Consider the following 20,960-nt stretch of genomic DNA (forward strand, 5'->3'; position numbering starts at 1 on the left):
ATTCTATTTTGTTCTTACTGTGTTTCTAAAAATAACTTTTTAGAATATTGGGCAGGCGGCACAATATCCTCAGGTTCGTTTATCAAGGATATGGGTTTATGTCGCTGGATGCCTGGATTGCCGTTGGGGTGGTGCTGACGATTTTCCCCCTCATGGCGCTGTCGCGCCTGGGCCCCGATATCATTCTAATGGGGGCCGTGGTGGTATTGCTGACCCTGGGGGTCATCGACCCGCAGCAGGCGCTGGGAGGCTTCTCCAACAGCGGCCTGTTCACCGTGGCGTTCATGTACGTGCTGGTGGCCAGCATCCGTGAAACCGGTGGCATCGATTTGATCATTCGCTATGTGCTGGGTCGCCCAGCCACCGAGCGGGGCGCCCTGACCCGGCTGCTGCTGCCGGTGGCAACGCTGAGCGGCTTTCTCAACAATACCCCGGTGGTGGCCACCTATATCCCTGCGGTGATGAGCTGGAGCCGCCGTTTGAAGTTGTCTCCCCAGCGGCTGCTGATGCCGCTGAGCTTTGCCTCCATTCTGGGCGGGACCATCACGCTGATCGGCACCAGCACCAATCTGGTGGTGCATGGGTTGCTGGTGGAGCGCTACCCGGAGCTGGCCATGGGGCTGTTCGAGCTGGCCTGGGTTGGCCTGCCGGTGGCTCTGGCCGGGCTTGCGTACCTGATTGTGCTGGGCCCACGCATCCTGCCTGCCCGCAAAGGCGTCGCCAATGCCTTTGCCAACCCGAGGGAATTTACCATCGAGATGGAGGTGGACCCCACCGGCGTGCTGGTGAACCGCACCGTGGAGGAGGCGGGGCTGCGGCATCTTCAGGAGCTGTTTCTGGTCGAGATCGAGCGTGATGGTAACGTGGTCAGCGTGGTGGGGCCGGGCGAGCAGCTCAAGGGCGGTGACCGGCTGGTGTTCGTGGGCACGTCGGCGGCGGCCGTGGAGCTGCAGCAGATCCGGGGGCTGATTCCCTCTCGGGATGGCGCTTCCAGCCTGGAGAAGGAGTTCAAGGAGCGACGGTTGGTAGAAGCCGTGGTCTCCAGTCAGTGCCAGTTCATTGGCCAGCGCATCCGCGACGGCCGCTTTCGAACTCTGTACGGGGCGGCGGTGCTGGCGATTTGCCGCGGCGGCGAGCGGGTGACCGGTAACCTCGGGCAGGTACGCCTGCAGCCAGCGGACGTGCTGCTGCTCGAGGCTCGCCCGCCGTTCATCGAGCGCCATCGCCAGTCCAAGGATTTCCTGCTGATCAGTGAACTCAACGGGGCGGCCAGGCCGGTGCATGAAAAGGCGCCGCTGGCCTGGGCGATTCTGCTGGGGGCGGTGATGCTGGCGACCTTTGGCGTGCTCAGCATGCTCAATGCTGCCATGCTGGGTGCTGCCATGGTGCTGCTGACCGGTTGCTGCACGGTAGGCGCGGCCAAGCGGGGGCTGGATACTCAGGTCCTGCTGACCATTGCCGCCTCGTTCGGCGTGGGGGCGGCGCTGCAAACCTCTGGAGCAGCCGACGTGCTGGCGGGCGGTATTCTCTCGCTGGTGGCAGGCAACCCCTGGCTACTGCTGTTGGGCACCTACTGCGTGGTGGCGCTGCTCACCGAGATGGTGACCAATAACGCGGCGGCGGTGATCATCTTTCCGGTGGTAATGGCGGCGGCCGAAAGCCTGGGCGTCAATCCCATGCCCTACGTGGTGGCCGTCATGTTTGCTGCGTCGGCCAGCTTCCTGACCCCCATTGGCTACCAGACCAATCTGATGGTGCATGGCCCAGGGGGGTATCGGCTGGGGGACTTTCTGCGCGTAGGAGGTGGATTGAACCTGCTGACCGGGGCCATTGCGGTGACGTTGATTCCGTGGGTGTGGCCGTTTTAAGCGGGGAAGGACTCGCCCAACGCGTCGCTTTACGCTAGGGTGGCGCTTTTGACAGCCACCAAGGAATGCGACATGACAGCTCCAGGCGAACTGATTATCGAGCCGCAACATGGTCAACCCGCCGATGCGTGCGTGTTCATCATTCATGGACTCGGTGCCGACGGGCACGATTTCGAGCCGCTGGTGCCTGCGCTGGCCTTGCCGGAAAGCGCCCATGTGCGCTTCATCATGCCCCATGCGCCGCGCCTGCCGGTGACCATCAATGGGGGCATGGTGATGCCCGCCTGGTACGACATTCTGGCCATGGACCTGGGGCGCCGGGTGGACGAAGTGCAGCTGAAAACCTCCGCTGCGCGTATTCAGGCGCTGATTCAGGAGCAGATCGATCAAGGCATCGATAGCCAGCGCATCATCGTGGCGGGGTTCTCTCAGGGCGGCGCGGTGGCCTATCAGGCGGCCCTCTCGTTCCCCCAGCCATTGGGCGGGTTGCTGGCAATGTCGACCTACTTTGCCACCGCCGACAGCATTGAACTTGCCGAGGCCAACCGCCATATCCCCATTGAGGTGCATCATGGTAACTTTGACCCCATCGTGCCTGAAGCGCTTGGCCGCTCTGGCGCTGAGCGTCTCAAGGCGCTCGGTTACTCGGTGAACTATCGTCAATATCCCATGGCCCACGCGCTCTGCCCGCAGCAGGTCAATGATATTGGCAGGTGGTTGAGCGAACGGCTCGCATAGCACGGCCTCCTTTTCGCTGGCCAATGCACAGGATAGGCGGGGGCACTTCATGATGTCGGTGGATATATTGGAAGCTGGGCTGGCGCTCTGCCTAGTGGCAGTGGCGCTTGCCTGTCTGTTGGACCGCCACCTGCTGCGGACCTGTCGGCTGTTTTTGCTGTTTACGCTGCTGATGAGTCTGGCCTGGTGGCAGTGGCAGGCGCCCTGGCTGGGGCTGATGGAGCTGGTGCTGGGCGGCGCGCTCACCGGCGGCAGCTTCTTCTATGCCCTGAAGGCATTTCCCTCGGCTCACCCGGAGGCTGCCCACTACGACCGAGTGCAGCACGGGGCCGGGCATGTCATCAGCCGTGGGCTGCTGGCGCTGGCGTGGAGCGTGATGATCGGCGCCGCGCTGCGCTATCTCTTGCCCGACATGGCCTACTCGTTGAGCGAACACCCCTTGATGCTGGCGGCGGTGGTCATGGTCTCGGCGGCCATGGGGGCTTTTGCACTGCATCGACATTGGCTGCGTCGGCTGATGGCCTTCAACGTTCTGGGGTCGGGTGTGTTTCTGCTGTTGGCAGGCATGGCGGGCCCCTTGCCCAATGCCCAGGCGCTGATTGGCGTGGGCTTGCTGATTGCCTGGCTGGGCACCCTGCTGGGCGTGCTGTTGATACGACATCTGCTGCAGCTGGAAGGGGTGTCGGCGCTGGTCGATGAGCCGTCAGACTCCCAGGCAACCCGTGAGGCTTCACAATGAGCTGGCGTTTTGGCTTGTATGACAGCGCTCTGGACCCGTTGTGGTCAAGCCACTGGGCGCTGCTGGTCGTTCTGCTGCTACCTACCCTGATAGGCCTGCTGGGGGCCTGGTTGCGTCCCGCGCGCATGGTGCCCGTCCTGCTGGCCTGTACGCCGGTGCTGGTGGCGGGCCTGTGGCTGGTCATGGATGCCCAGCAGGCGGGCGTGTTGCGCTGGCAGTGGCAGCTGGCAGGGGTGGATCTGGCGCTGCGCTTCAGTGGCGTGAGCGGTTTCATGCTGCTGATTACCCAGTGGGTCGCGTTGGCCGCCGCGCTGTATACCCCCGGGCACCTGGCGCTTTCCCGGCCTGGCCCTCAGGGGCGTTGGCTGTGGCCGCTCATGGGCGTTCTGGTGAGCGCGCTGTCGTTGATCTGGATGGCGGCCGATTTGCTGACGCTCTACGCCGCCTTGGAGCTAATGGGGCTGGCCGCCGTCGGCATGCTGCTGCTGTCGGGCAAGGGCAGTGCGCTCAAGGCCGGTATGCGCTACCTGCTGCTGGCCCTGGTGGGGTCGTTGGCGTTCCTGCTGGGCATTGCCCTGCTGCTGGGGTACTGGGGGGAACTGACGCTGATGGGCCTGGCCCAGGTGGTCGAGCCAGGCCCGGTGAGCTGGATTGCGGCGGCGCTGATAGGCGCGGGGTTGGCGCTGAAGGCGGCGCTGTTTCCGCTACATGGCTGGCTGACCCCGGTGCACGAAAACGCCTGGACGCCGGTGAGTGCACTGCACGCGGCGCTGGTCATCAAGGCCTCGCTGTTCATTCTGCTGATGGTGTGGAGCGTGCTGCTGCCCGATACCCGGTTGGCCCCGCAGCTGGTGGGCTGGCTGGGGATGGCGGCCATCGTGTGGGGCGGGCTGGTGGCATGGCGGGCAGCGTCGCTGAAAACCCTGATCGCCTCGTCCACGGTGGGCCAGCTGGGCTATTTGATGGTGGCATTTCCGCTACTGCTGGGGCCGCAAACCTCGCCACTGCCCCAGGCGCTGGCCTGGGAGGGGTTCTGGCTACAGCTGATGGGGCACTCGCTGGCCAAGGCGGCGATGTTCCTGGCGGCCGGCAATCTGCTGCTGGCCACCGGCAAGAGTGCTCTGCAAGCGCTGGCGGGCACCAGCCGCCGACTGCCGCTCTCGCTGCTGACGTTCGGCATCGCGTCCATCACGCTGATGGGCCTGCCACCCAGCAGCGGTTTCACGGCCAAGTGGCTGCTGCTGCAGGCCATGGTGCTCACTCAGCAGTGGCTTGCCGTTGCCGCCCTGTTGGTGGGCACCCTGCTGACCGCGGCCTATGTGTTCAGGGTCTTTCGCTACTCGTTCGATGAAACCGCACCGCGCCATGACTACCAGCCGTTGGCACCGGGCATGGATGCGGTGGCACTGGCGCTCGCCCTGGCCGCGCTGCTGCTGGGTCTGTTGGCCCACTTGCCGTTGGCCCTGCTACAAGGAGGTGGCGCATGAACGCAGCCTGGTTACCGCTGACCACACTGGCGACCTCTCTGCTGGCCGCCGTGGCCATTTTTGCGCTACCCGAAGAGGCGCGGCGCTGGCGTACCGGTATCAACCTGCTGGCGGCGGTCAGCAAGATCGTGCTGGTCGTGCTGATGGTCGGGCGCGTGGCGGAAGGCTACGAGGACACGTTCAGCTTCCAGATTGTCGAAGGCGTCGATTTCGTGCTGCGCGCCGATGCGCTGGGCGTGATGTTTGCCGGGCTCTCATCGCTGCTTTGGCTGTGCACCACGGTGTATGCCATTGGCTACCTGGAGCATGCGGCCAACCGCAAACGCTTCTTTGGCTTTTTCAGCCTCTGCGTGGCCAGCACGCTGGGCATTGCGCTCTCCGGTAACCTGTTTACCTTCCTGATCTTCTATGAACTGTTGACGCTGTCGACTTACCCGCTGGTAGTGCATTCGGGCACCGCCAAGGCGCTGGCGGCAGGGCGCGTGTATTTGCGTTACACCCTGACCGGCGGGGTCGTGCTGTTGTTGGGGGTCGTGCTGCTGTATAGCCTGACAGGCGACCACTCCTTTGCCTCCGAGCGGGGGCTGTCGCCTTACCTGACCGACCACCGTGGCCTACTGACGCTGATCTTCGCGCTGCTGGTCGGCGGCCTGGCGGTCAAGGCGGCCATGGTGCCGCTGCATGGCTGGCTGCCCAGAGCCATGGTGGCGCCTGCGCCGGTGAGCGCGCTGTTGCATGCCGTGGCGGTGGTCAAGGCGGGGGCCTTCGGCATTCTCCGCGTGATCTATGACCTCTACGGTATCGAGCTGAGCGTCGAACTGGGGGTGACCACGGCCTTGGCCATCGCGGCCTCCATCACCATCATCTACGGCTCGCTGAGGGCCATCGCCCAGCAGGAGCTCAAGCCACGACTGGCCTTCTCGACCATCAGTCAGGTGTCGTATGTGATTCTGGGGGTCAGCCTGTTTGGGCCTTTCGGCACTATCGGTGCGCTCGCCCATCTGCTCCACCAGGGGCTGATGAAGGTCACGCTGTTTTTCTGCGCGGGCAACTACGCCGAAGAGCTGGGCATTCATCGCATCGATGAAATGGACGGTGCTGGCAAGCGCATGCCGCTGACCAGCCTGGCCTTTACCGTGGGGGCACTGGGCATGATCGGGCTGCCGCCCATCGCGGGGTTCATCACCAAGTGGTACCTGGGCATTGGCGCCATTCAGGCCGAGATGTATTGGGTGGTGGCGGTACTGGTGACCAGCAGCACGCTGAACGCCATTTACTTCCTGCCGATCCTGCATCGACTCTGGTTCCGGCAGGGGCCCGGTCACGGGGTGGGTGCGTGGCCCAACGAGCAGCGTCTGGGGCGCCTGGAAACCCATGGCTGGCTGTTGTGGCCAGCCGTGTTTACCGCGCTGGCCAGCCTGGGGGCCGGGTTGCTGGCAGGCTTGCCGTTTAGCCCCCTGGACTGGGCAACGCGGGTGGCGGTAGGGGAGTATCTACCATGATGACGACACTGCTGCTGGTCGTGGCCTTGCTCTGGCCGCTGTGCGTGGCTGCCGGGGCGGTATGGCATGCCTACCGCACCCCGCCAGCGCAGCGGCGCTACTGTTCGTGGCTGTGGGTCAGCGCCGCCTGGCCTGCGTTACTGCTGGCTTATATGGGTGAAGGCCGTTGGGTGCTGGAAGCCTGGATGCTGGGGGGCTGGTGGGAGCTGAATGCGCTCAGCCGCCCCTGGCTGGCCTTCAGCGCGCTGCTATGGAGCCTGGCAGCGCTGCATGCCCGGGGCTACTTTGCCGCCGAAGAAGCCTTGGCCCGAGGGGGCGATGACGACGCCCAGCGGCGCTTGCAGCGGTTGACGCTGCTGTGGCCATTGGCCCTGCTGGGCAACGTCCTGCTGATCCTTTCCCAGGACATTGCCAGTTTTTACCTGGGCTTTGCGCTCATGACCTTTGCCGCTTACGCGCTGGTGGTGCATAGCGGCAGCGCCGAGGCGCGGCTGGGGGCTCGGGCCTACCTGATCCTCGCCGTGCTGGGCGAAGGGCTGATTCTGGGGGGGCTGCTATGGGCGGCTGGCTCCATCGACACCTTGACCCTGGAGGGCGTTCGCGAGGCCATTGCTCGCTCGGAGCACGGCGCCTGGATGGCACTGCTGCTATGGCTGGGGTTTGGCGTCAAGGCCGGGGTGGTGGGGCTGCATGTGTGGCTACCGCTGGCCCACCCGGTCGCCCCTGCGCCTGCCAGCGCGGTGCTCAGTGGCGCCATGATCAAGGCCGGGCTATTGGGCTGGCTGAACGTGCTGCCTTTGGGCGAGTCGGGTCTGGCACCTGAACTGGTACGGCTGGGCCAGACCATGATGGCGCTGGGGCTGGCCGCCGCGTTCGGGGCTGCCCTGTATGGTGTGTGGCAGCGTCACCCCAAGGCCGTGTTGGCCTATTCGAGTATCAGCCAGATGGGCATGCTGACGGCGCTGGTAGGCACCGGGTTGACGGTGCCTCAGGCGTGGCTACTGCTGCTGCCCGGCCTGGTGCTGTTTGCGGCCCATCATGCGCTGGCCAAAGGGGCGCTGTTCATGGGGACCTGCGTCAGCGAGCACATGCCCCGCTGGCGCGTACCGCTTGTGTTTGCGCTGATGGCGCTGCCGGGCGTATCGCTGACAGGTGCCCTGGCTGCCGGGCTGGTCAGCAAGTGGGGAGTCAAGTCAGTGCTTTACGATGCCCAGTTGACCACGCTGGTGCTGTTGCTGACCTGGGCGGCCGTGGGCACCTCGCTGCTGGTGAGCGTTTGCCTGTGGCGGCAGTGGCAGCTGCGCAAGAGTGGTGGCAGCCACCCCATGCAGTGGGGCGCCTGGTTGGCCGCCGTGGTGGCCGCGCTGGCCACTCCACTGTGGCTGCCGCTGCACGGTACCGAGGTGCCGCCGTTGGCCGAGTGGGCTGGCATCGTCTGGCCTTTCCCGGTGGGTCTGTTGGCGTTGGTGGTGGCGCTCTCCCTGCGCCAGCGTGTGAGGGTTTCCCCGCCACCCGCGGGCGATCTATGGTGGCTATACGCGCTGCTGGCAGGGCATGCCCTGCAGGGCTGCCAGCGCTTCAGCGATGGCCTGGGGCGCGTCAAGGCCGCGTCGGTGGCTCGCAGTCTGGCTTTCGAGCGCGCGGTCATGCAGCTGCTCGGGCAAGGCCTGGGGGCAGAGCCCTGGCTGCGTCGGCACGGTAGCGGGTTGATGATGGCCATGGCCGTGCTGCTGGCGCTACTGCTGATGTGGGAGGGACTGGCATGAGCAAGCCGCAGGCGGGATCGCAAGCGTACCAGAATGAGCGAGGGCGTCAGGCCGTGACGCCGGATGACATACCCCGACAGGGCTGGCTGGATATCGGCTGGCGCGTGTTGAGGGCGGCCCGCCGAGACCGGGTGACCATGTACGCTGCCTGCGTGGCGTTCTACGCCCTGCTGGCGCTGTTCCCCACCATCGCCGCAGTGATTTCCATCTGGGGGCTGCTGTTCGACCCGGTAGAAGCAGGGCGGCAGCTCTATGAAATCAGCCGTTTCATGCCGCCCGATGCGGCCAACCTGATCGACCAGCAGGCCCAGGACGTGGTGGAAAGTGCCCAGCGTGGCAACGTCATGGCCGCCCTGGCAGGATTGTTGGTGGCCATGTACATCGCTTCCAAAGGGGTGTCGGCACTGGTGGTGGGGCTCAACGTGGTTTACGGCGAGCGTGAGAAGCGGCCCGCACTGTTACGCCTGGTCGTGCTGGTGGCGCTGACGTTCGGGCTCATCGGCATGACGCTGGTGTCGCTTGGGTTCATTGCCGTGGTGCCCATGCTGGTGGAGTGGCTGATGGTGGAACCGCCCTTTGACAGGCTACTGCAGTGGCTGCGCTGGCCAGCGCTACTGGTGCTGATGAGCCTGCTGATTGCGCTGCTGTATCGCTTTGCACCGTACCGTCGCGCGGCCAAGTGGCGCTGGCTGAGCTACGGCACGCTGCTGGCTACCGCTACGTGGCTGCTGGGATCTGGAGGGTTGTCGCTTTACGTGCGCTACTTCTCCACGTTCAGCGAGCTCTACGGTTCACTGGGCGCCGTGGTGGCGCTGATGATGTGGTTCTGGATGTCGGCTTTCGTGGTGCTGCTGGGGGCCGAGATCAACTGCGAAATGGAGCGCCAGACCTACCAGGACACCACCACTGGCGAGCCGCGCCCGCTGGGTGAAAGAGACGCCTTTGCCGCGGATACGGTGGGCGTGAAGACCCCCTGGCAGGATCGCGACTCGCAGGATTGAGCAGCGGCGACCGCCCAGCCAGGCTGGGCGGTCGTGGGTTGGAGGGTGGGTGGGGACGTCAGCGGCTGTTCAAAGCAGCTCTTCTGCTGCCAGTGCCAGCCGTGAGCGCTCGACGCTTTTCAGCGTTATGTGACCTGCATGGGGCCAATCCCGGAACCGCTCCACCACGGCGGCCATGCCGCAGGTATTGGCGGTCAGGTAGGGGGTGTCGATCTGTCCCACGTTGCCGAGGCAGACGATCTTGGTGTTACGCCCTGCTCGCGTCACCAGCGACTTGAGCTGCTTGGGCGTAAAGTTTTGCGCCTCGTCGATGATCAGAAACGTATCGTTGAGCGTGCGCCCGCGCATGAAGCTGGGCGAGCGGATCTGCACTCGCGAGCCGATCAGCTGCCGCGTGGCACCGTTGTCCCAGCTCGACTCTCCCTCCTCGTTGCGCAGCAGGTTATCCATATTGTCATGGAAGGCCCCCATCCACGGCGACATCTTTTCCTCTTCCGTGCCCGGCAGAAAGCCGATGTCTTCGCCCATGGGAATGGGGGCTCGAGTGAACACGATGCGCTCGAAGTGTTTGCTGTCCAGGGTCTGCTGAAACGCGGCGGCCAGGGTCATGAAGGTTTTACCGGTGCCCGCATTACCGGCAATGGTCACCAGGTCGATCTCGGGGTCCATGAGCAGGTTGAGGGTGAAGTTCTGGCGGCTGTCATGGGCGTGCACCCCCCAGACGCCCGCGTGGTGGCGGTAGTTGGTAAGCAGCTGCAAGCGGGCAGAGGAGGGCGATAGCTCCCGAACGATGGCTTCGAATTCCGCGCCGTTTTCGCTATCCGACACCAGCATGCCGACATGCCAGTCCCGGGGCATGGTGCCGCTGAGCTGGTAGAAAGTGTGGTGCGCGACGCGCTCGACATTGACCTCCACGTTGAGACTTTCCCAAAGCGAGGCACCGCCCAAGCCTGCGGCCTCGTACACCTTGGCTCCTTCGATCATCGCATCGCTGTCGGAGAAGGCGCGGTCGTTGAGGTAGTCCTCGACGGGGACCTTCAGCGCGGCAGCCTTGACGCGAAGATTGATGTCCTTGGTGATCAGAATCACCGAGGCATCCGGGCGCTCGTCACGCAGGCGGCAGGTCTCTGCCAGGATGCGGTTGTCGGGACTGTCATCCAGCGCGTCGAACGGCTTCAGGTCGTTGTAGCATAAAAAGTGCAGCCGACCGGACTCCCCGCTGATACGCGGAATGGGGATGCCTTTCTGGATTTCATCGAAGGTGACCTGATTGGTCAGGTCGGACAGGGTGCGGCTGATCTGGCGAGCGGTGCGGGCAATTTCACGGATGCCGTTCTTGTGCTTGTCCAGCTCTTCAAGCACGGTCATGGGGATGACCACATCGTGCTCATCGAAATGATAGAGCGCGGCGGGGTCGTGAATCAGGACGTTGGTATCCAGCACATACAGCCTGGTGGCTTTCTTATCGAGTCGTACCATCGCGGAAACTACTCCTTGGTTGACGGCAATACCGACACTGGCAGATGCTCTTTACGCTTGGATGACACTTACCTGTGCCGCTTCGCTAGCGTGTCCTGCTCCTCCTTGTTAAGTACTTGCTTATAGCGTGGAAGGCTTTGGCCATTTTCGCCACAGCGTTATTTCAACGCAGTCATTGATCCATATTGCGATGACGTTCGAGGCCTAGCGGGTCGCGCTCAGAAAACGCGTAACGCTGGTCAATAGCGCGGTGGCTACCACGCCAAGGCTTTCTCCCTCCACGTAGCGGTAGTAGTGGCTCTCCAGCGCCAGATCATGATTGAGCGCGCAGAGCTGACCGTTGGCCAATGCTTCTTTGACCAACGGGTAGGGCAGGAGTGCCCAGCCGGTGCCGTTGATCGCCGCATCACGGATTACCTCGAACATCGTCAGCCCCAGGTAGTTGGTCGAAAACAGCGCTTCGCTGACCAGCCTGTCGCCCTGGTCGAAGGTCAGGCACACCTGCGTGTACTGGGCCAGGTCATCTCGGGTGACGCTGGGCAGACGGCTGAGCGGGTGATCGGCAGCGGCCACCAGACTCATGCTGACCGGTGCCAGATGATTGGCCTTCACCGTGGTGCCCTCGGCGGTATACAGGCCGAAAGCGATGTCCACGGTTTGGCGCACTACGAACTGCGGGTGCTCTTGCGGGGGCAGCAGGTACACCGAAATGGCGGTCAGCGGGTAGCGCTGTTTCAGTTCGTGCATGACCTGACGCCAGAAGGCTTCGGGCAGCGCATCGTCGCGGGCAATGCACAGCTGGCTCTCGACCCCTTGCAAATGCTGCTGGCAATGCTTCTTGATCCGGCTGGCACTGGTCAGCAGGCGGTAGCAGTCCGGCAGCACGCTTTCGCCCACCGCCGTGAGCTGCAGGCTGTTGCCCGAGCGTTCGAACAGCGCCACCCCCAGGCTATCTTCCAGGGCGTTCACGGCCGCACTGAGCGTGCTGCGTTTCATGCCGGTATGCCGAGCCGCCGCCGCAAAGGAGCCGTGTTCGGTCACTTCGATAAACGCCTCCACCTGTTCTGCGCGCATGATATTGCCTTCCTGGGTGCCAATAATATTGGCGCTGAGCGATTGGTTTAACGTGATAGGTCCTCCTATGATACCCCGCGCTATACCTACTTTTCATGGAGCAATTCGCGTGACCCCCTTCATCGCAGAGCGCCGTGCGCTCAGATTTTCCGCCATTTCTGCCAGTCTGTTCGCGTTTACCGGCCTGGCGCTCGGCCTGGCCAGTGGCTCGATCACGATACTCTTCGACAGCGGCTATTCGCTATTAAGTTTAGTGCTGGCCTCGCTGTCGCTGTTTGCCCTTCAGCAGGCGCGCAAGCCCGCTGATGATCACTACCCCTTTGGGCGGCTGACGGTAGAGCCGTTGGCAGTGCTGCTCAAAGGCGTGGTGATTGCCCTGGTATGCCTGTTCTCGCTGGTCTCGGCGCTGTGGAGCCTGGCGCAGGGAGGTCGTCTGGTGACCCTGGACTTGGCCTTGATCTTTGGCGTGGTCAACGTCACGGGGTGTCTGGTGACGTGGTGGTGGCTGGCGCGCCATGCGCGGGTTGCCCAGTCTTCGCTATTGAATGCCGAGCTTCGTCAGTGGCAGATGGATACCTGGCTGAGTGCCGCCGTGATGCTGGGGTTCGCGCTGACCTGGGGGCTGACCCTGACGCCCTGGGCGCATCTGGCACGGTTCGCCGACCCGGTCATGGTGCTGATTATCGCGGGCTATTTCCTGCCCATGCCGATTCGCATGGTCAAGGATGCCTTGCGTGAACTGATGTTCGGTGAGCCCGTGGGCAGCGTGCGTCAGGAAGTGATTCAGGAAGTGGCGGATTTCGATATTGCCGACGACGATGTGCGCCTGGCCCAGGTGGGCAGTTTCCTGATGGTGGATATCCAACTGGACAAGCAGCAGATCGATGACGCCGAAGAGATCGTGGAAAGCGTCGAGCAGCACTGCAAGCAGCGTAATTTGCGCCCGGTCATGAGCATTACACTGGTGACCTGAGCCCGCATTAAAAAAGATTGACGGTAGCGCTGGGTGAGTGATATCTAGCGCTACCGACAACTGGTGTCGGTTTAACACTGCTTGTGAGGGTTGTAAAACATGCCATTGCGCCGCTGTTTGCCCGTACTGCTGGCTACCGTTCTGGTGGCTGGCTGTGCCAGTAATACCGTTGCCCCCCGCTATACCACGGATAACCCGGATGTCATGCGTATCGGTGGCGAACGCCCCGCCAGCGCCGACCCGCGCACGGAAGATGCCGGCTCCTACTGCCTGGAAACCACCGAGCGTTGGAACGAGCACGGCCGCACGCCGGATGGCCAGACGCTATGGGCCAAGGATACCCTGCGTCGCGTGGTGCCTTGCCCCTGAGCGAAGGCACCTAAAGCCTCGCGCCAGCCTGCGGGCTGGCGCGGTGCTCACGCTTCGCGCTTTTGTGGTTTTCCCTTGCGAGGCGTGCCCGCCATCTCTTCCAGCTCGGCTTCACTCATGTCGTCGTACATCTCTTTCGATGCGCCATAGAGCTCACCGGGTTTGCTTTCCCCGCGTTTGGCGGAAAGGGCAGCGCCCGCCGCCTTTTGCTGTGCTTTTGAAGTGGCCTTCATGGTCAGACTCCTTTCTGTCGGTTGACTTCCAAAGCGTTGGCACGCTATTAAGTTTGGCAGTAGACGATGAGATGTCCACCGCCACGTTCAACTCACGAGACCTCCATGACCCCGGCCATCAATAGCGCACGGCAAGCAGGCATTGCCTTTCAGGTACACGACTATCCACATGATGCAGCGGCCACGTCCTATGGCCTGGAAGCCGCCGAAAAGCTGGGTGTTTCACCGGCACAAGTGTTCAAGACGCTGGTGGTCAGCCTGGATGGCAAGCAGCTGGCCGTGGGGATCGTACCGGTCGATTGCCAGCTGGGGCTGAAGCAGATTGCCAAGGCCGCAGGGGCCAAGAAGGCGGCGATGGCAGCGCCTGAAGCAGTGGAGCGCAGCACCGGTTACGTGCTGGGCGGCGTCAGCCCGCTGGGCCAGAAAAAGCGTTTGCCCACCTTCATCGATGCCTCTGCAAAGGCGTGGCCCACGCTGTATGTCAGTGCCGGGCGCCGCGGGCTGGAGATCGAACTCTCCCCCGGTGACCTGGCGGCCTTGAGCCAGGGGCAATTCGCGGCGCTCTCCGCCTAGGCTTTGTACGAAAACTGCCTACGCTCGCCCATACGGCGTTAAAAATCGGCTCAAAGTACTCATTTACACCTTGTAAACTCCGTCTTTTCGCCGATTTTTGCCTTGTCTGGCCATCGCTCGCCGACTTTTCGTACAAAGACTGACGCCATGCCAAGGGCGGCCCGCTCCCAGTCAGGCAGGGCAGGGCGCTTTCTGGTATGGTGCTTCACATTATCGAATTGCTGGGCCTCATGCCCCTTCAGGAATTTCTTGTGTCAGATACCTCTTTTGCATCTCTTGCGCTGTCGCCTGCGCTGCTTGCCACGCTGGACTCCCTTGGCTATCACCAGATGACGCCGGTTCAGGCGCAGAGCCTGCCGCCCATGCTGGTGGGTCGCGACGTGATGGCCCAGGCCAAGACCGGCTCGGGCAAGACCGCCGCGTTTGGTCTGGCGCTGCTCTCTCAGCTCCGAGTGGAAGCGTTCAGAGTGCAAGGGCTGGTGCTGTGCCCGACCCGGGAGCTGGCAGACCAGGTAGCCGAAGAGCTGCGCCGTCTGGCGCGCGGCATGGCCAACGTGAAAGTGCTGACGCTGTGTGGCGGCGCGGCCTTTGGCCCGCAACTGGCCTCCCTGGAGCACGGTGCGCATATCGTGGTGGGCACGCCGGGGCGCATTGACGAGCACTTGCGCAGAGGCTCGCTGACGCTGGGGTCACTGACCACCCTGGTGCTGGACGAAGCCGACCGCATGCTCGATATGGGCTTTCAAGCCACCATCGACGACATCATTGCCGACACGCCTGCCGACCGCCAGACGCTGCTGTTCAGCGCCACCTTCCCGGACGAGCAGTCGACCGAAGGCCTGGCCATCATGACACGGGGTGTCATGCGCGACCCGGTCAGCGTCAAGGTGGAAGAGACCCACGATGCCACCACCATCGAGCAGCACTTCTACGCCGTGGCCAACGACGACGCACGCTTTGCGGCGCTGAAACAGCTGCTGCTGGCCACGCGCCCCACCACCAGCGTGGTGTTCTGCAACACCAAGCGCGAAACCCAGGCGGTGGCCGACAGCCTGGTCGATGCGGGTTTCAGTGCGGTGGCCCTGCACGGCGACCTGGAGCAGAAGGATCGTGATCGACTGCTGGTGCTGTTCGCCAACCAGAGTGCGTCGATTCTGGTTGCCACGGACGTGGCCGCCCGTGGGCTGGACATCGCCCAGCTGGATGCCGTCTTCAACTACCAGATCGCCCGCGAGCTGGAGGTTCATGTACACCGGGTCGGGCGCACCGGGCGTGCCGGTGCCAGCGGTATCGCCTGCACGCTGGTGACCCCGCAGGAGCAGTATCGCCTCGAACGCCTTGCGGAGCTGCTGGGCGAGCCGCTGACCACCGAGCCGCTGCCCAAAGCGTCCGACAGCACTCCGTTCGAGCCACCCATGGCCACGCTACAGCTGGCAGGTGGCAAGAAAGACAAGCTGCGCCCTGGCGACATTCTGGGCGCCTTGACCAGTGAAGGCGGCCTGCGGGGTGATCAGGTGGGCAAGATCAAGGTACTGGCCCGCAGCGCTTACGTGGCGGTGGAGCGCGGTGCCGTTCAACGCGCCCAGGCCAAGCTGGAGCGGGATAAACTCAAGGGGCGTGCTTTCCGAGTGCGCCGCATTCGTCACTAACAGGATCAGCGCAGCAAGCCATGAAAACACCCAAACGATTACAGCCCCTGGTCGACGATGGCCTGATCGATGAGGTGCTGATGCAGTTGATGAGCGGCAAGGAAGCGCAGGTGTACGTCGTACGCTGTGGTGACGAGACGCGCTGCGCCAAGGTCTTCAAGGAGGCCAAGCAGCGCAGCTTCAAGCAGGCGGTGCAGTATCAGGAAGGGCGCAAGGAGCGCAACAGCCGCCGCGCGCGGGCCATGGCCAAGAAGACCCGCTACGGTCAGAAAGAGCAGGAACAGGCGTGGCTCACCGCCGAGGTGGACGCGCTGTACCGGCTGGCCGCTGCCGACGTGCGGGTTCCCAAGCCCTATGGCTTCGTGGATGGCGTGCTGCTGATGGAGATGATCACCGACGCCGCAGGCGACGTGGCCCCGCGGCTTGACGATGTCACCCTGACCCACGAGCAGGCGCTGCGCTATCACGCCAAAGTGATCCAGGACGTGGTGCGTATGCTGTGTGCCGGTCTCATCCACGGCGATTTATCCGAGTTCAACGTGCTGGTGGATGCCGACGGCCCGGTCATCATCGACCTGCCCCAGGCGGTGGATGCCGCAGGTAACAACAGCGCCGCCGCCATGCTCGAGCGCGACGTCAACAACATGCGCGCCTATTTTGGCCGTTTTGCTCCGGAGCTGCTGGACACCCACTACGGCAAGGAGATGTGGGCGCTCTATGAGTCCGGCGAGCTGCACCCCGAAAGCCTGCTGACCGGCCACTTCGAGTTCGACAGCCACATTGCCAACGTGGCAGAGCTGATGGAAGTCATCGACGACGCCAAGGAAGAAGAAGCCGAACGCCTGGCGCGCCTGCGCGGCGATGACGACGAAGATTAGCCGCCGATATCGTGTACACTAGGCTATCCATTAGCAGAGTAACGACATGCGCGGGTGTTGGCGGCCGGTCGCCAGTGCTTGAGTAGGTCACGTTTCAGGGAGGGGCGCGTGAAGGGAAGTCGTTTCAGTGCAGCAAGTGCCAGAGCGCTGGCCGTGTCGCTGGGTGTCGGCGCCCTGGGCGGCCTGCTGTTTCAACTGCTGAACCTTCCCTTGGCCTGGATGCTGGGCCCGCTGGTGGCCAATCTGCTGGCCTCCGCCAAGGGCGCCAGCGTCGCAGTGCCCGAGCCGCTGCGCAACGTGTTCCTGGCCGTCATGGGGCTGGTGCTGGGCAGCCAGGTAACGCCGGAGCTGGCACATCGTGTGCTGGACTGGCCGCTGTCGGCGGCGCTGCTGCTGCTCGGGGTGGCCGCCTCCACCGCGGTGGCCTCGGCCTGGTACCGGCGCTGCGGGTTCGACCCGGTGAGCGCCTGGTTTGGCGCCGCCCCCGGCGCGATGACGGCGATGATCCTGCTGGGCGAAAAGTGTGGTGGTGACCCTCAGCGCATCGCCGTCGCCCAGTCGCTGCGCATTATTCTGGTCATTCTCTTCCTGCCACCGCTGTTCTGGGCCTTTGAAGGGGGCGAAGGCTCGTTGGGGCCAGCCGCTTCGTCGCTGGAACACGGCTGGATGCTGCTGACCATTCCCCTGCTGATACCGCTGGGCCGCTGGTTGCGCATCCCCAGCTCGGCGCTGCTGACGCCCTTGCTCATGGCCGCCCTGCTGTCGGGGCTGGACCTGGCCAGCCTGGCGCTGCCCGAGTGGGGTATGAACCTGATGCTGTGGGTGCTGGGCAGTGCCATTGGCTCGCGTTTCCAGGGCATGACCCGCAGGTTGTTGGGCCGCTACCTGTGGCAATCGGGCGTGGCGACCCTGCTGGCCCTGATGGCCCTGGCGGTATTCGCCGAACTCATTCATCGTACCGTGGGGGTGGGCCGAGATGTGGCGCTGCTGGCGCTGGCCCCTGGCGGCATCGGTGAAATGGCGATTCTGGCTGTTGCCCTGGATATCGACCCGGTCTTCGTGGCATTTCATCACCTGCTGCGCATGATTACTCTGATGGTGTTCGCGCCGTTCTGGGCGCGCTGGCTGCTGAGCCGCCGCCGAGCGCACTGACAGACGCCATTCGGCTCTCTTCAAAGGCTTCTTCGTCAAGGACTTCCCATGTTGTCACGCCTGCTGTTGCCGCTGTTCCAGTTTTTTGAACGCCGCGTAAACCCCTACCCGGAAGGTGAGGTGTCGACGCCTCCCCACGGGCTGCTGCCGTTTATCTGGCACTTTTCGCGGCCAGTCTGGCCCTGGCTGCTGCTGATGTCGCTGATGACTGCCGTGGTGTCCGCCGCCGAGGTAATGTTCTTCAGCTACATGGGCGAGCTGGTGGATTGGCTGGGCCGGGTCGAGCGGGCCGACTTCTGGGCGCAGCACGGGCTGTGGCTGGCGGGCGTCGGCTTGGCGGTGGTGGTCGGGCTGCCCCTGCTGGTACTGGGCCAGTCGCTGATTACCCACCAGAGTATTTTTGGCAACTACCCGATGATTGGCCGCTGGCTCTCGCATCGCCATATGCTGAGCCAGAGTCTGGCGTTCTATCAGGACGAGTTTGCCGGGCGCGTGTCGCAGAAAGTGATGCAAACGGCGCTGGCCGTGCGGGAGACCGTCACCAAGATCATGGACCTGATGGTCTACGCCATCGTCTACTTTACCGGTGCGGCGATTCTACTGGGGCGGGCAGACCCCTGGCTGCTGCTGCCGCTGGGTGCCTGGCTGGTGGGCTATCTGGGCATCATGCGCTACTTCGTGCCCCGGCTGCGGGACGTTTCCATGGCCCAGGCGGATGCCCGTGCGCAGATGACCGGCCGGGTCGTCGATAGTTATAGCAACATTCAGACCATCAAGCTGTTTGCCGACACCCAGCGCGAAGAGCGCTACGCCAAGGATGCCATGGAAGGCTTCATGATCACCGTACACCGTCAGATGCGGCTGGTCACGGTGATGAGTGTCTGCCTGACGCTGCTCAATACGCTGCTGCTGGTCGGCACCGCCGGTATGGCCATTGCGGCCTGGTTCCTGGAGGCGATCTCGCTGGGGGTGTTGGCCATTGCCATTGCGCTGGTGATGCGTATCCGCTTCATGTCGGACTGGATTCTCTGGGAGGTCGCCGGGCTGTTCGAGAATATCGGTACGGTACAGGATGGCATGAACACCATCGCCCAGCAGCCGACGGTCAAGGATGCCCCCAACGCCAAGGCGCTGAGCGTGCCCAAAGGCGAAATCGTCTTCGACGCCCTGCGCTTCCACTATGCCCAGGCCAAGGGGCAGAGCCGACACGTGTTCGACGGGCTGAGCCTGACCATTCGACCCGGCGAGAAGATCGGCCTGATTGGCCGCTCCGGGGCGGGTAAGTCGACCCTGGCGAACCTGCTGCTGCGTTTTTACGATCTGCAGGGAGGGCGCATTCTGATCGACGGCCAGAACATTGCCGAGGTCACCCAAACGTCGCTGCGCCACCAGATCGGTATGGTCACCCAGGACACGTCACTGCTGCATCGCTCATTGCGCGACAACATTCGTTACGGCAGCCCGCAGGCCAGCGATGACGATGTATGGCAGGCGGTGTGCCGCGCCCATGCCGATACGTTCGTTCATGATCTGGTCGACCCACAGGGGCGCCGGGGCTTGGATGCCCATGTGGGCGAGCGGGGCGTCAAGCTCTCCGGGGGCCAGCGTCAGCGCATCGCCATTGCTCGGGTACTGCTCAAGAATGCGCCTATTCTGGTGCTGGACGAAGCCACCTCGGCGCTGGACTCCGAAGTGGAGGCCGCCATTCAGGAGCAGCTGGATGCCCTGATGGAAGGCAAGACCGTCATCGCCATTGCCCATCGGCTTTCGACCATTGCCATGCTGGATCGCTTGATCGTGGTGGATGAAGGCCGCCTGGTTGAGAGCGGCACCCATCAGGAGCTGCTGGCCCGCAACGGCATTTACGCCGGCCTGTGGCAGCGCCAGTCGGGCGGTTTTTTGGGCAATGACCTTGATTCTGAACAGGCGACCCCCATGTAGCCGTAGAGAGTCAATACTAGACCGGTCGCCTATTTTTGGCGCATGCAAAGGAGATAGTGATGCAAGCCATACAGCTACGCGCCCCCGGTGGGCTGGACCACCTCGATGTCGTCGACCTCGCTGCGCCCGGCGAGCCCGGCCCCGGCGAGATCAAGGTGCGCCTGCACGCCAGCTCGCTGAACTTCCATGACTATGCCGTGGTGGCGGGGATGATTCCTGCCGCTGATGGCCGTATCCCCATGTCGGATGGGGCCGGGGTCGTGGAGGCCGTGGGCGAGGGAGTAGAGGAGTTTGCCGTCGGTGATGCAGTGGTCTCGACGTTCTTCCCCGATTGGCTGGAAGGCCCCGCTCGGGTAGGCGATTTTGCCACCACACCCGGCGACGGCGTCGATGGCTATGCCCGTGAACAGGTGGTGCGTCCGGCCAACTGGTTCACCCACCAGCCGAAGGGTTACAGCCATGCCGAGTCCGCCACGCTGACCACGGCGGGGTTGACCGCCTGGCGCTCACTGGTGGTAGACGGCGGGCTGAAAGCGGGCGATAGCGTGCTGGTGCTGGGCACCGGTGGCGTCTCCATCTTTGCTCTGCAGTTTGCCAGGCTGATGGGTGCCCGAGTCATCGCTACCTCGTCGTCCGATGCCAAGCTGGAGCGCCTGCGTGAACTGGGCGCCGAGCACACCATCAACTACCGTGACACGCCGGAGTGGGGCAAGCGCGTGCTGGAGTTGACCCACGGTGAAGGGGTCGATCACGTGGTAGAAGTCGGTGGGCCGGGCACCTTGCCGCAATCCATCGACGCCGTGAAAATCGGCGGGCACATTTCGCTGATCGGCGTGCTGACCGGCCGTGAAGGCGAGGTGCCCACGGCAAAGCTGATGGCCAAGCAGGCACGTTTGCAGGGGCTGATCGTGGGCAGCCGCCGCCATCAGATGGAGATGATCAAGGCGATCGAGGCAGCCAATCTGAAGCCGGTGATCGACCGGGAGTTTGCGCTGGCCGATATCGCGGACGCGTTTCGTCATCAGGAGTCTGGCAAGCACTTCGGTAAAATCTGCCTCAGCTATTGATCGGGTGACCGCTTGATCGAAGGCAAAGTGATCGAACCCGAGCAGATCGAGCCCGTGTCAGATAGCGACAAGCACAACGCCCGCCACTATGGCGGGCGTTGGTGGCGGGCGTTGTGTTTCATACCAGCGAAAAGGGAATGACGCTGAACGGGCTCGCTACGCTTTGCAGCTGAATACCACGCCCTTGACCTCGAGCTCCCAGATATCATCGTAGGGCACGGTGACACCATCTATATCCCCGGGGTCACCGGTGCTGTTCTTGATGAAGGTCTCCGGGATCACTTTGACCCCCGTCATACCCACGTGCTGTATGCGCGCGCTGAACCGATTACCGTCCTGTTCGATCAGCACCCGCTCCCCAGCAATGCACTTCGCAAGCTTCTCGTGTAGTTCTTCCCTGGTGACGTCAACCACGCTCATCGTTGCCTCCTGCGCATCGCTCATCAATGTATTGGCCTTATCCTAACGACT

General features: G+C 63.5%; 19 protein-coding genes. 15 read left to right on the forward strand and 4 right to left on the reverse strand.

Translation table 11 applies throughout. From position 1 onward, the window contains the following. The first annotated feature begins 98 nt into the window (after nucleotides 1-98). The 7 genes from HSS18214_RS0116515 to HSS18214_RS0116545 all read left to right on the forward strand — a co-directional run bounded on the left by HSS18214_RS0116515 (nucleotide 99) and on the right by HSS18214_RS0116545 (nucleotide 9,101). Nucleotides 99-1,868, forward strand: coding sequence for an SLC13 family permease (locus HSS18214_RS0116515; RefSeq protein WP_016916381.1), 1,770 nt, complete (start codon nucleotides 99-101; stop codon nucleotides 1,866-1,868). 72 nt (nucleotides 1,869-1,940) lie between these two features. Beyond that, nucleotides 1,941-2,606: an alpha/beta hydrolase gene (locus HSS18214_RS0116520; protein WP_016916382.1), complete on the forward strand. Its 666-nt coding sequence runs from the start codon at nucleotides 1,941-1,943 to the stop codon at nucleotides 2,604-2,606. Nucleotides 2,607-2,655: 49 nt separating this feature from the next. Further along, nucleotides 2,656-3,345, forward strand: a complete 690-nt coding sequence (locus HSS18214_RS0116525) for a Na(+)/H(+) antiporter subunit B (protein WP_016916383.1) — start codon at nucleotides 2,656-2,658, stop codon at nucleotides 3,343-3,345. Next, nucleotides 3,342-4,832 (forward strand): complex I subunit 5 family protein, encoded by a 1,491-nt coding sequence (locus HSS18214_RS0116530; protein ID WP_016916384.1) that lies wholly within the window; start codon nucleotides 3,342-3,344, stop codon nucleotides 4,830-4,832. Before HSS18214_RS0116525 ends, HSS18214_RS0116530 begins: the two co-directional genes overlap by 4 nt. Further along, nucleotides 4,829-6,334 (forward strand): complex I subunit 5 family protein, encoded by a 1,506-nt coding sequence (locus HSS18214_RS0116535; protein WP_016916385.1) that lies wholly within the window; start codon nucleotides 4,829-4,831, stop codon nucleotides 6,332-6,334. The genes HSS18214_RS0116530 and HSS18214_RS0116535 overlap by 4 nt, the downstream gene beginning before the upstream one ends. Beyond that, on the forward strand, nucleotides 6,331-8,100 hold the full coding sequence (locus tag HSS18214_RS0116540; protein WP_016916386.1) for a proton-conducting transporter transmembrane domain-containing protein: 1,770 nt from the start codon (nucleotides 6,331-6,333) through the stop codon (nucleotides 8,098-8,100). The genes HSS18214_RS0116535 and HSS18214_RS0116540 overlap by 4 nt, the downstream gene beginning before the upstream one ends. Next, complete coding sequence (locus HSS18214_RS0116545) at nucleotides 8,097-9,101, forward strand: YihY/virulence factor BrkB family protein (protein ID WP_016916387.1); 1,005 nt, start codon at nucleotides 8,097-8,099, stop codon at nucleotides 9,099-9,101. The genes HSS18214_RS0116540 and HSS18214_RS0116545 overlap by 4 nt, the downstream gene beginning before the upstream one ends. A gap of 69 nt (nucleotides 9,102-9,170) precedes the next feature. Here the strand turns inward: HSS18214_RS0116545 and HSS18214_RS0116550 are convergent, their stop codons facing one another. Both HSS18214_RS0116550 and HSS18214_RS0116555 read right to left on the reverse strand, forming a co-directional pair. Next, nucleotides 9,171-10,580 carry a PhoH family protein gene (locus HSS18214_RS0116550; RefSeq protein WP_016916388.1) on the reverse strand — a complete coding sequence of 470 codons (1,410 nt, stop codon included), beginning with the start codon at nucleotides 10,578-10,580 and terminating at the stop codon, nucleotides 9,171-9,173. 204 nt (nucleotides 10,581-10,784) lie between these two features. Next, entirely contained in the window at nucleotides 10,785-11,654 is an 870-nt protein-coding gene (locus tag HSS18214_RS0116555) for a LysR family transcriptional regulator (RefSeq protein WP_016916389.1), read from the reverse strand. Between the two features lie 109 nt (nucleotides 11,655-11,763). On the opposite strand from HSS18214_RS0116555, the gene HSS18214_RS0116560 reads away from it, so the two are divergent. After that, a complete protein-coding gene (locus HSS18214_RS0116560) occupies nucleotides 11,764-12,627 on the forward strand; it encodes a cation diffusion facilitator family transporter (RefSeq protein ID WP_016916390.1) in 864 nt (287 codons plus the stop codon). A gap of 99 nt (nucleotides 12,628-12,726) precedes the next feature. Next, nucleotides 12,727-12,996, forward strand: coding sequence for a hypothetical protein (locus tag HSS18214_RS0116565; protein WP_016916391.1), 270 nt, complete (start codon nucleotides 12,727-12,729; stop codon nucleotides 12,994-12,996). Between the two features lie 47 nt (nucleotides 12,997-13,043). On the opposite strand, the gene HSS18214_RS0116570 is transcribed toward HSS18214_RS0116565, so the two are convergent. Next, nucleotides 13,044-13,229 (reverse strand): DUF3008 family protein, encoded by a 186-nt coding sequence (locus HSS18214_RS0116570; protein ID WP_016916392.1) that lies wholly within the window; start codon nucleotides 13,227-13,229, stop codon nucleotides 13,044-13,046. A 105-nt stretch (nucleotides 13,230-13,334) separates the two neighbouring features. Between HSS18214_RS0116570 and ybaK the strand changes: the two genes are divergently transcribed. From ybaK to HSS18214_RS0116600, 6 genes are all read left to right on the forward strand, one after another. Then, nucleotides 13,335-13,802 carry a Cys-tRNA(Pro) deacylase gene (gene ybaK, locus HSS18214_RS0116575; RefSeq protein WP_016916393.1) on the forward strand — a complete coding sequence of 156 codons (468 nt, stop codon included), beginning with the start codon at nucleotides 13,335-13,337 and terminating at the stop codon, nucleotides 13,800-13,802. Nucleotides 13,803-14,053: 251 nt separating this feature from the next. After that, nucleotides 14,054-15,451 carry an ATP-dependent RNA helicase DbpA gene (gene dbpA, locus HSS18214_RS0116580; RefSeq protein WP_026002005.1) on the forward strand — a complete coding sequence of 466 codons (1,398 nt, stop codon included), beginning with the start codon at nucleotides 14,054-14,056 and terminating at the stop codon, nucleotides 15,449-15,451. A 20-nt stretch (nucleotides 15,452-15,471) separates the two neighbouring features. Continuing rightward, the gene (locus tag HSS18214_RS0116585) at nucleotides 15,472-16,329 is read left to right on the forward strand and encodes a PA4780 family RIO1-like protein kinase (protein ID WP_016916395.1); all 858 of its coding nucleotides are present in this window, start codon (nucleotides 15,472-15,474) and stop codon (nucleotides 16,327-16,329) included. 108 nt (nucleotides 16,330-16,437) lie between these two features. Beyond that, entirely contained in the window at nucleotides 16,438-17,481 is a 1,044-nt protein-coding gene (locus HSS18214_RS0116590) for an AbrB family transcriptional regulator (RefSeq protein ID WP_016916396.1), read from the forward strand. Between the two features lie 48 nt (nucleotides 17,482-17,529). Beyond that, nucleotides 17,530-19,422, forward strand: a complete 1,893-nt coding sequence (locus HSS18214_RS0116595; RefSeq protein ID WP_016916397.1) for an ABC transporter ATP-binding protein — start codon at nucleotides 17,530-17,532, stop codon at nucleotides 19,420-19,422. Nucleotides 19,423-19,481: 59 nt separating this feature from the next. Then, nucleotides 19,482-20,489: a zinc-dependent alcohol dehydrogenase family protein gene (locus tag HSS18214_RS0116600; protein WP_016916398.1), complete on the forward strand. Its 1,008-nt coding sequence runs from the start codon at nucleotides 19,482-19,484 to the stop codon at nucleotides 20,487-20,489. 156 nt (nucleotides 20,490-20,645) lie between these two features. On the opposite strand, the gene HSS18214_RS0116605 is transcribed toward HSS18214_RS0116600, so the two are convergent. Next, complete coding sequence (locus HSS18214_RS0116605) at nucleotides 20,646-20,909, reverse strand: hypothetical protein (RefSeq protein WP_016916399.1); 264 nt, start codon at nucleotides 20,907-20,909, stop codon at nucleotides 20,646-20,648. Between the last annotated feature and the right edge of the window lie 51 nt (nucleotides 20,910-20,960).

Source organism: Vreelandella stevensii S18214 (genome assembly GCF_000275725.1).
Taxonomy (GTDB): Bacteria; Pseudomonadota; Gammaproteobacteria; order Pseudomonadales; family Halomonadaceae; genus Vreelandella; species Vreelandella stevensii.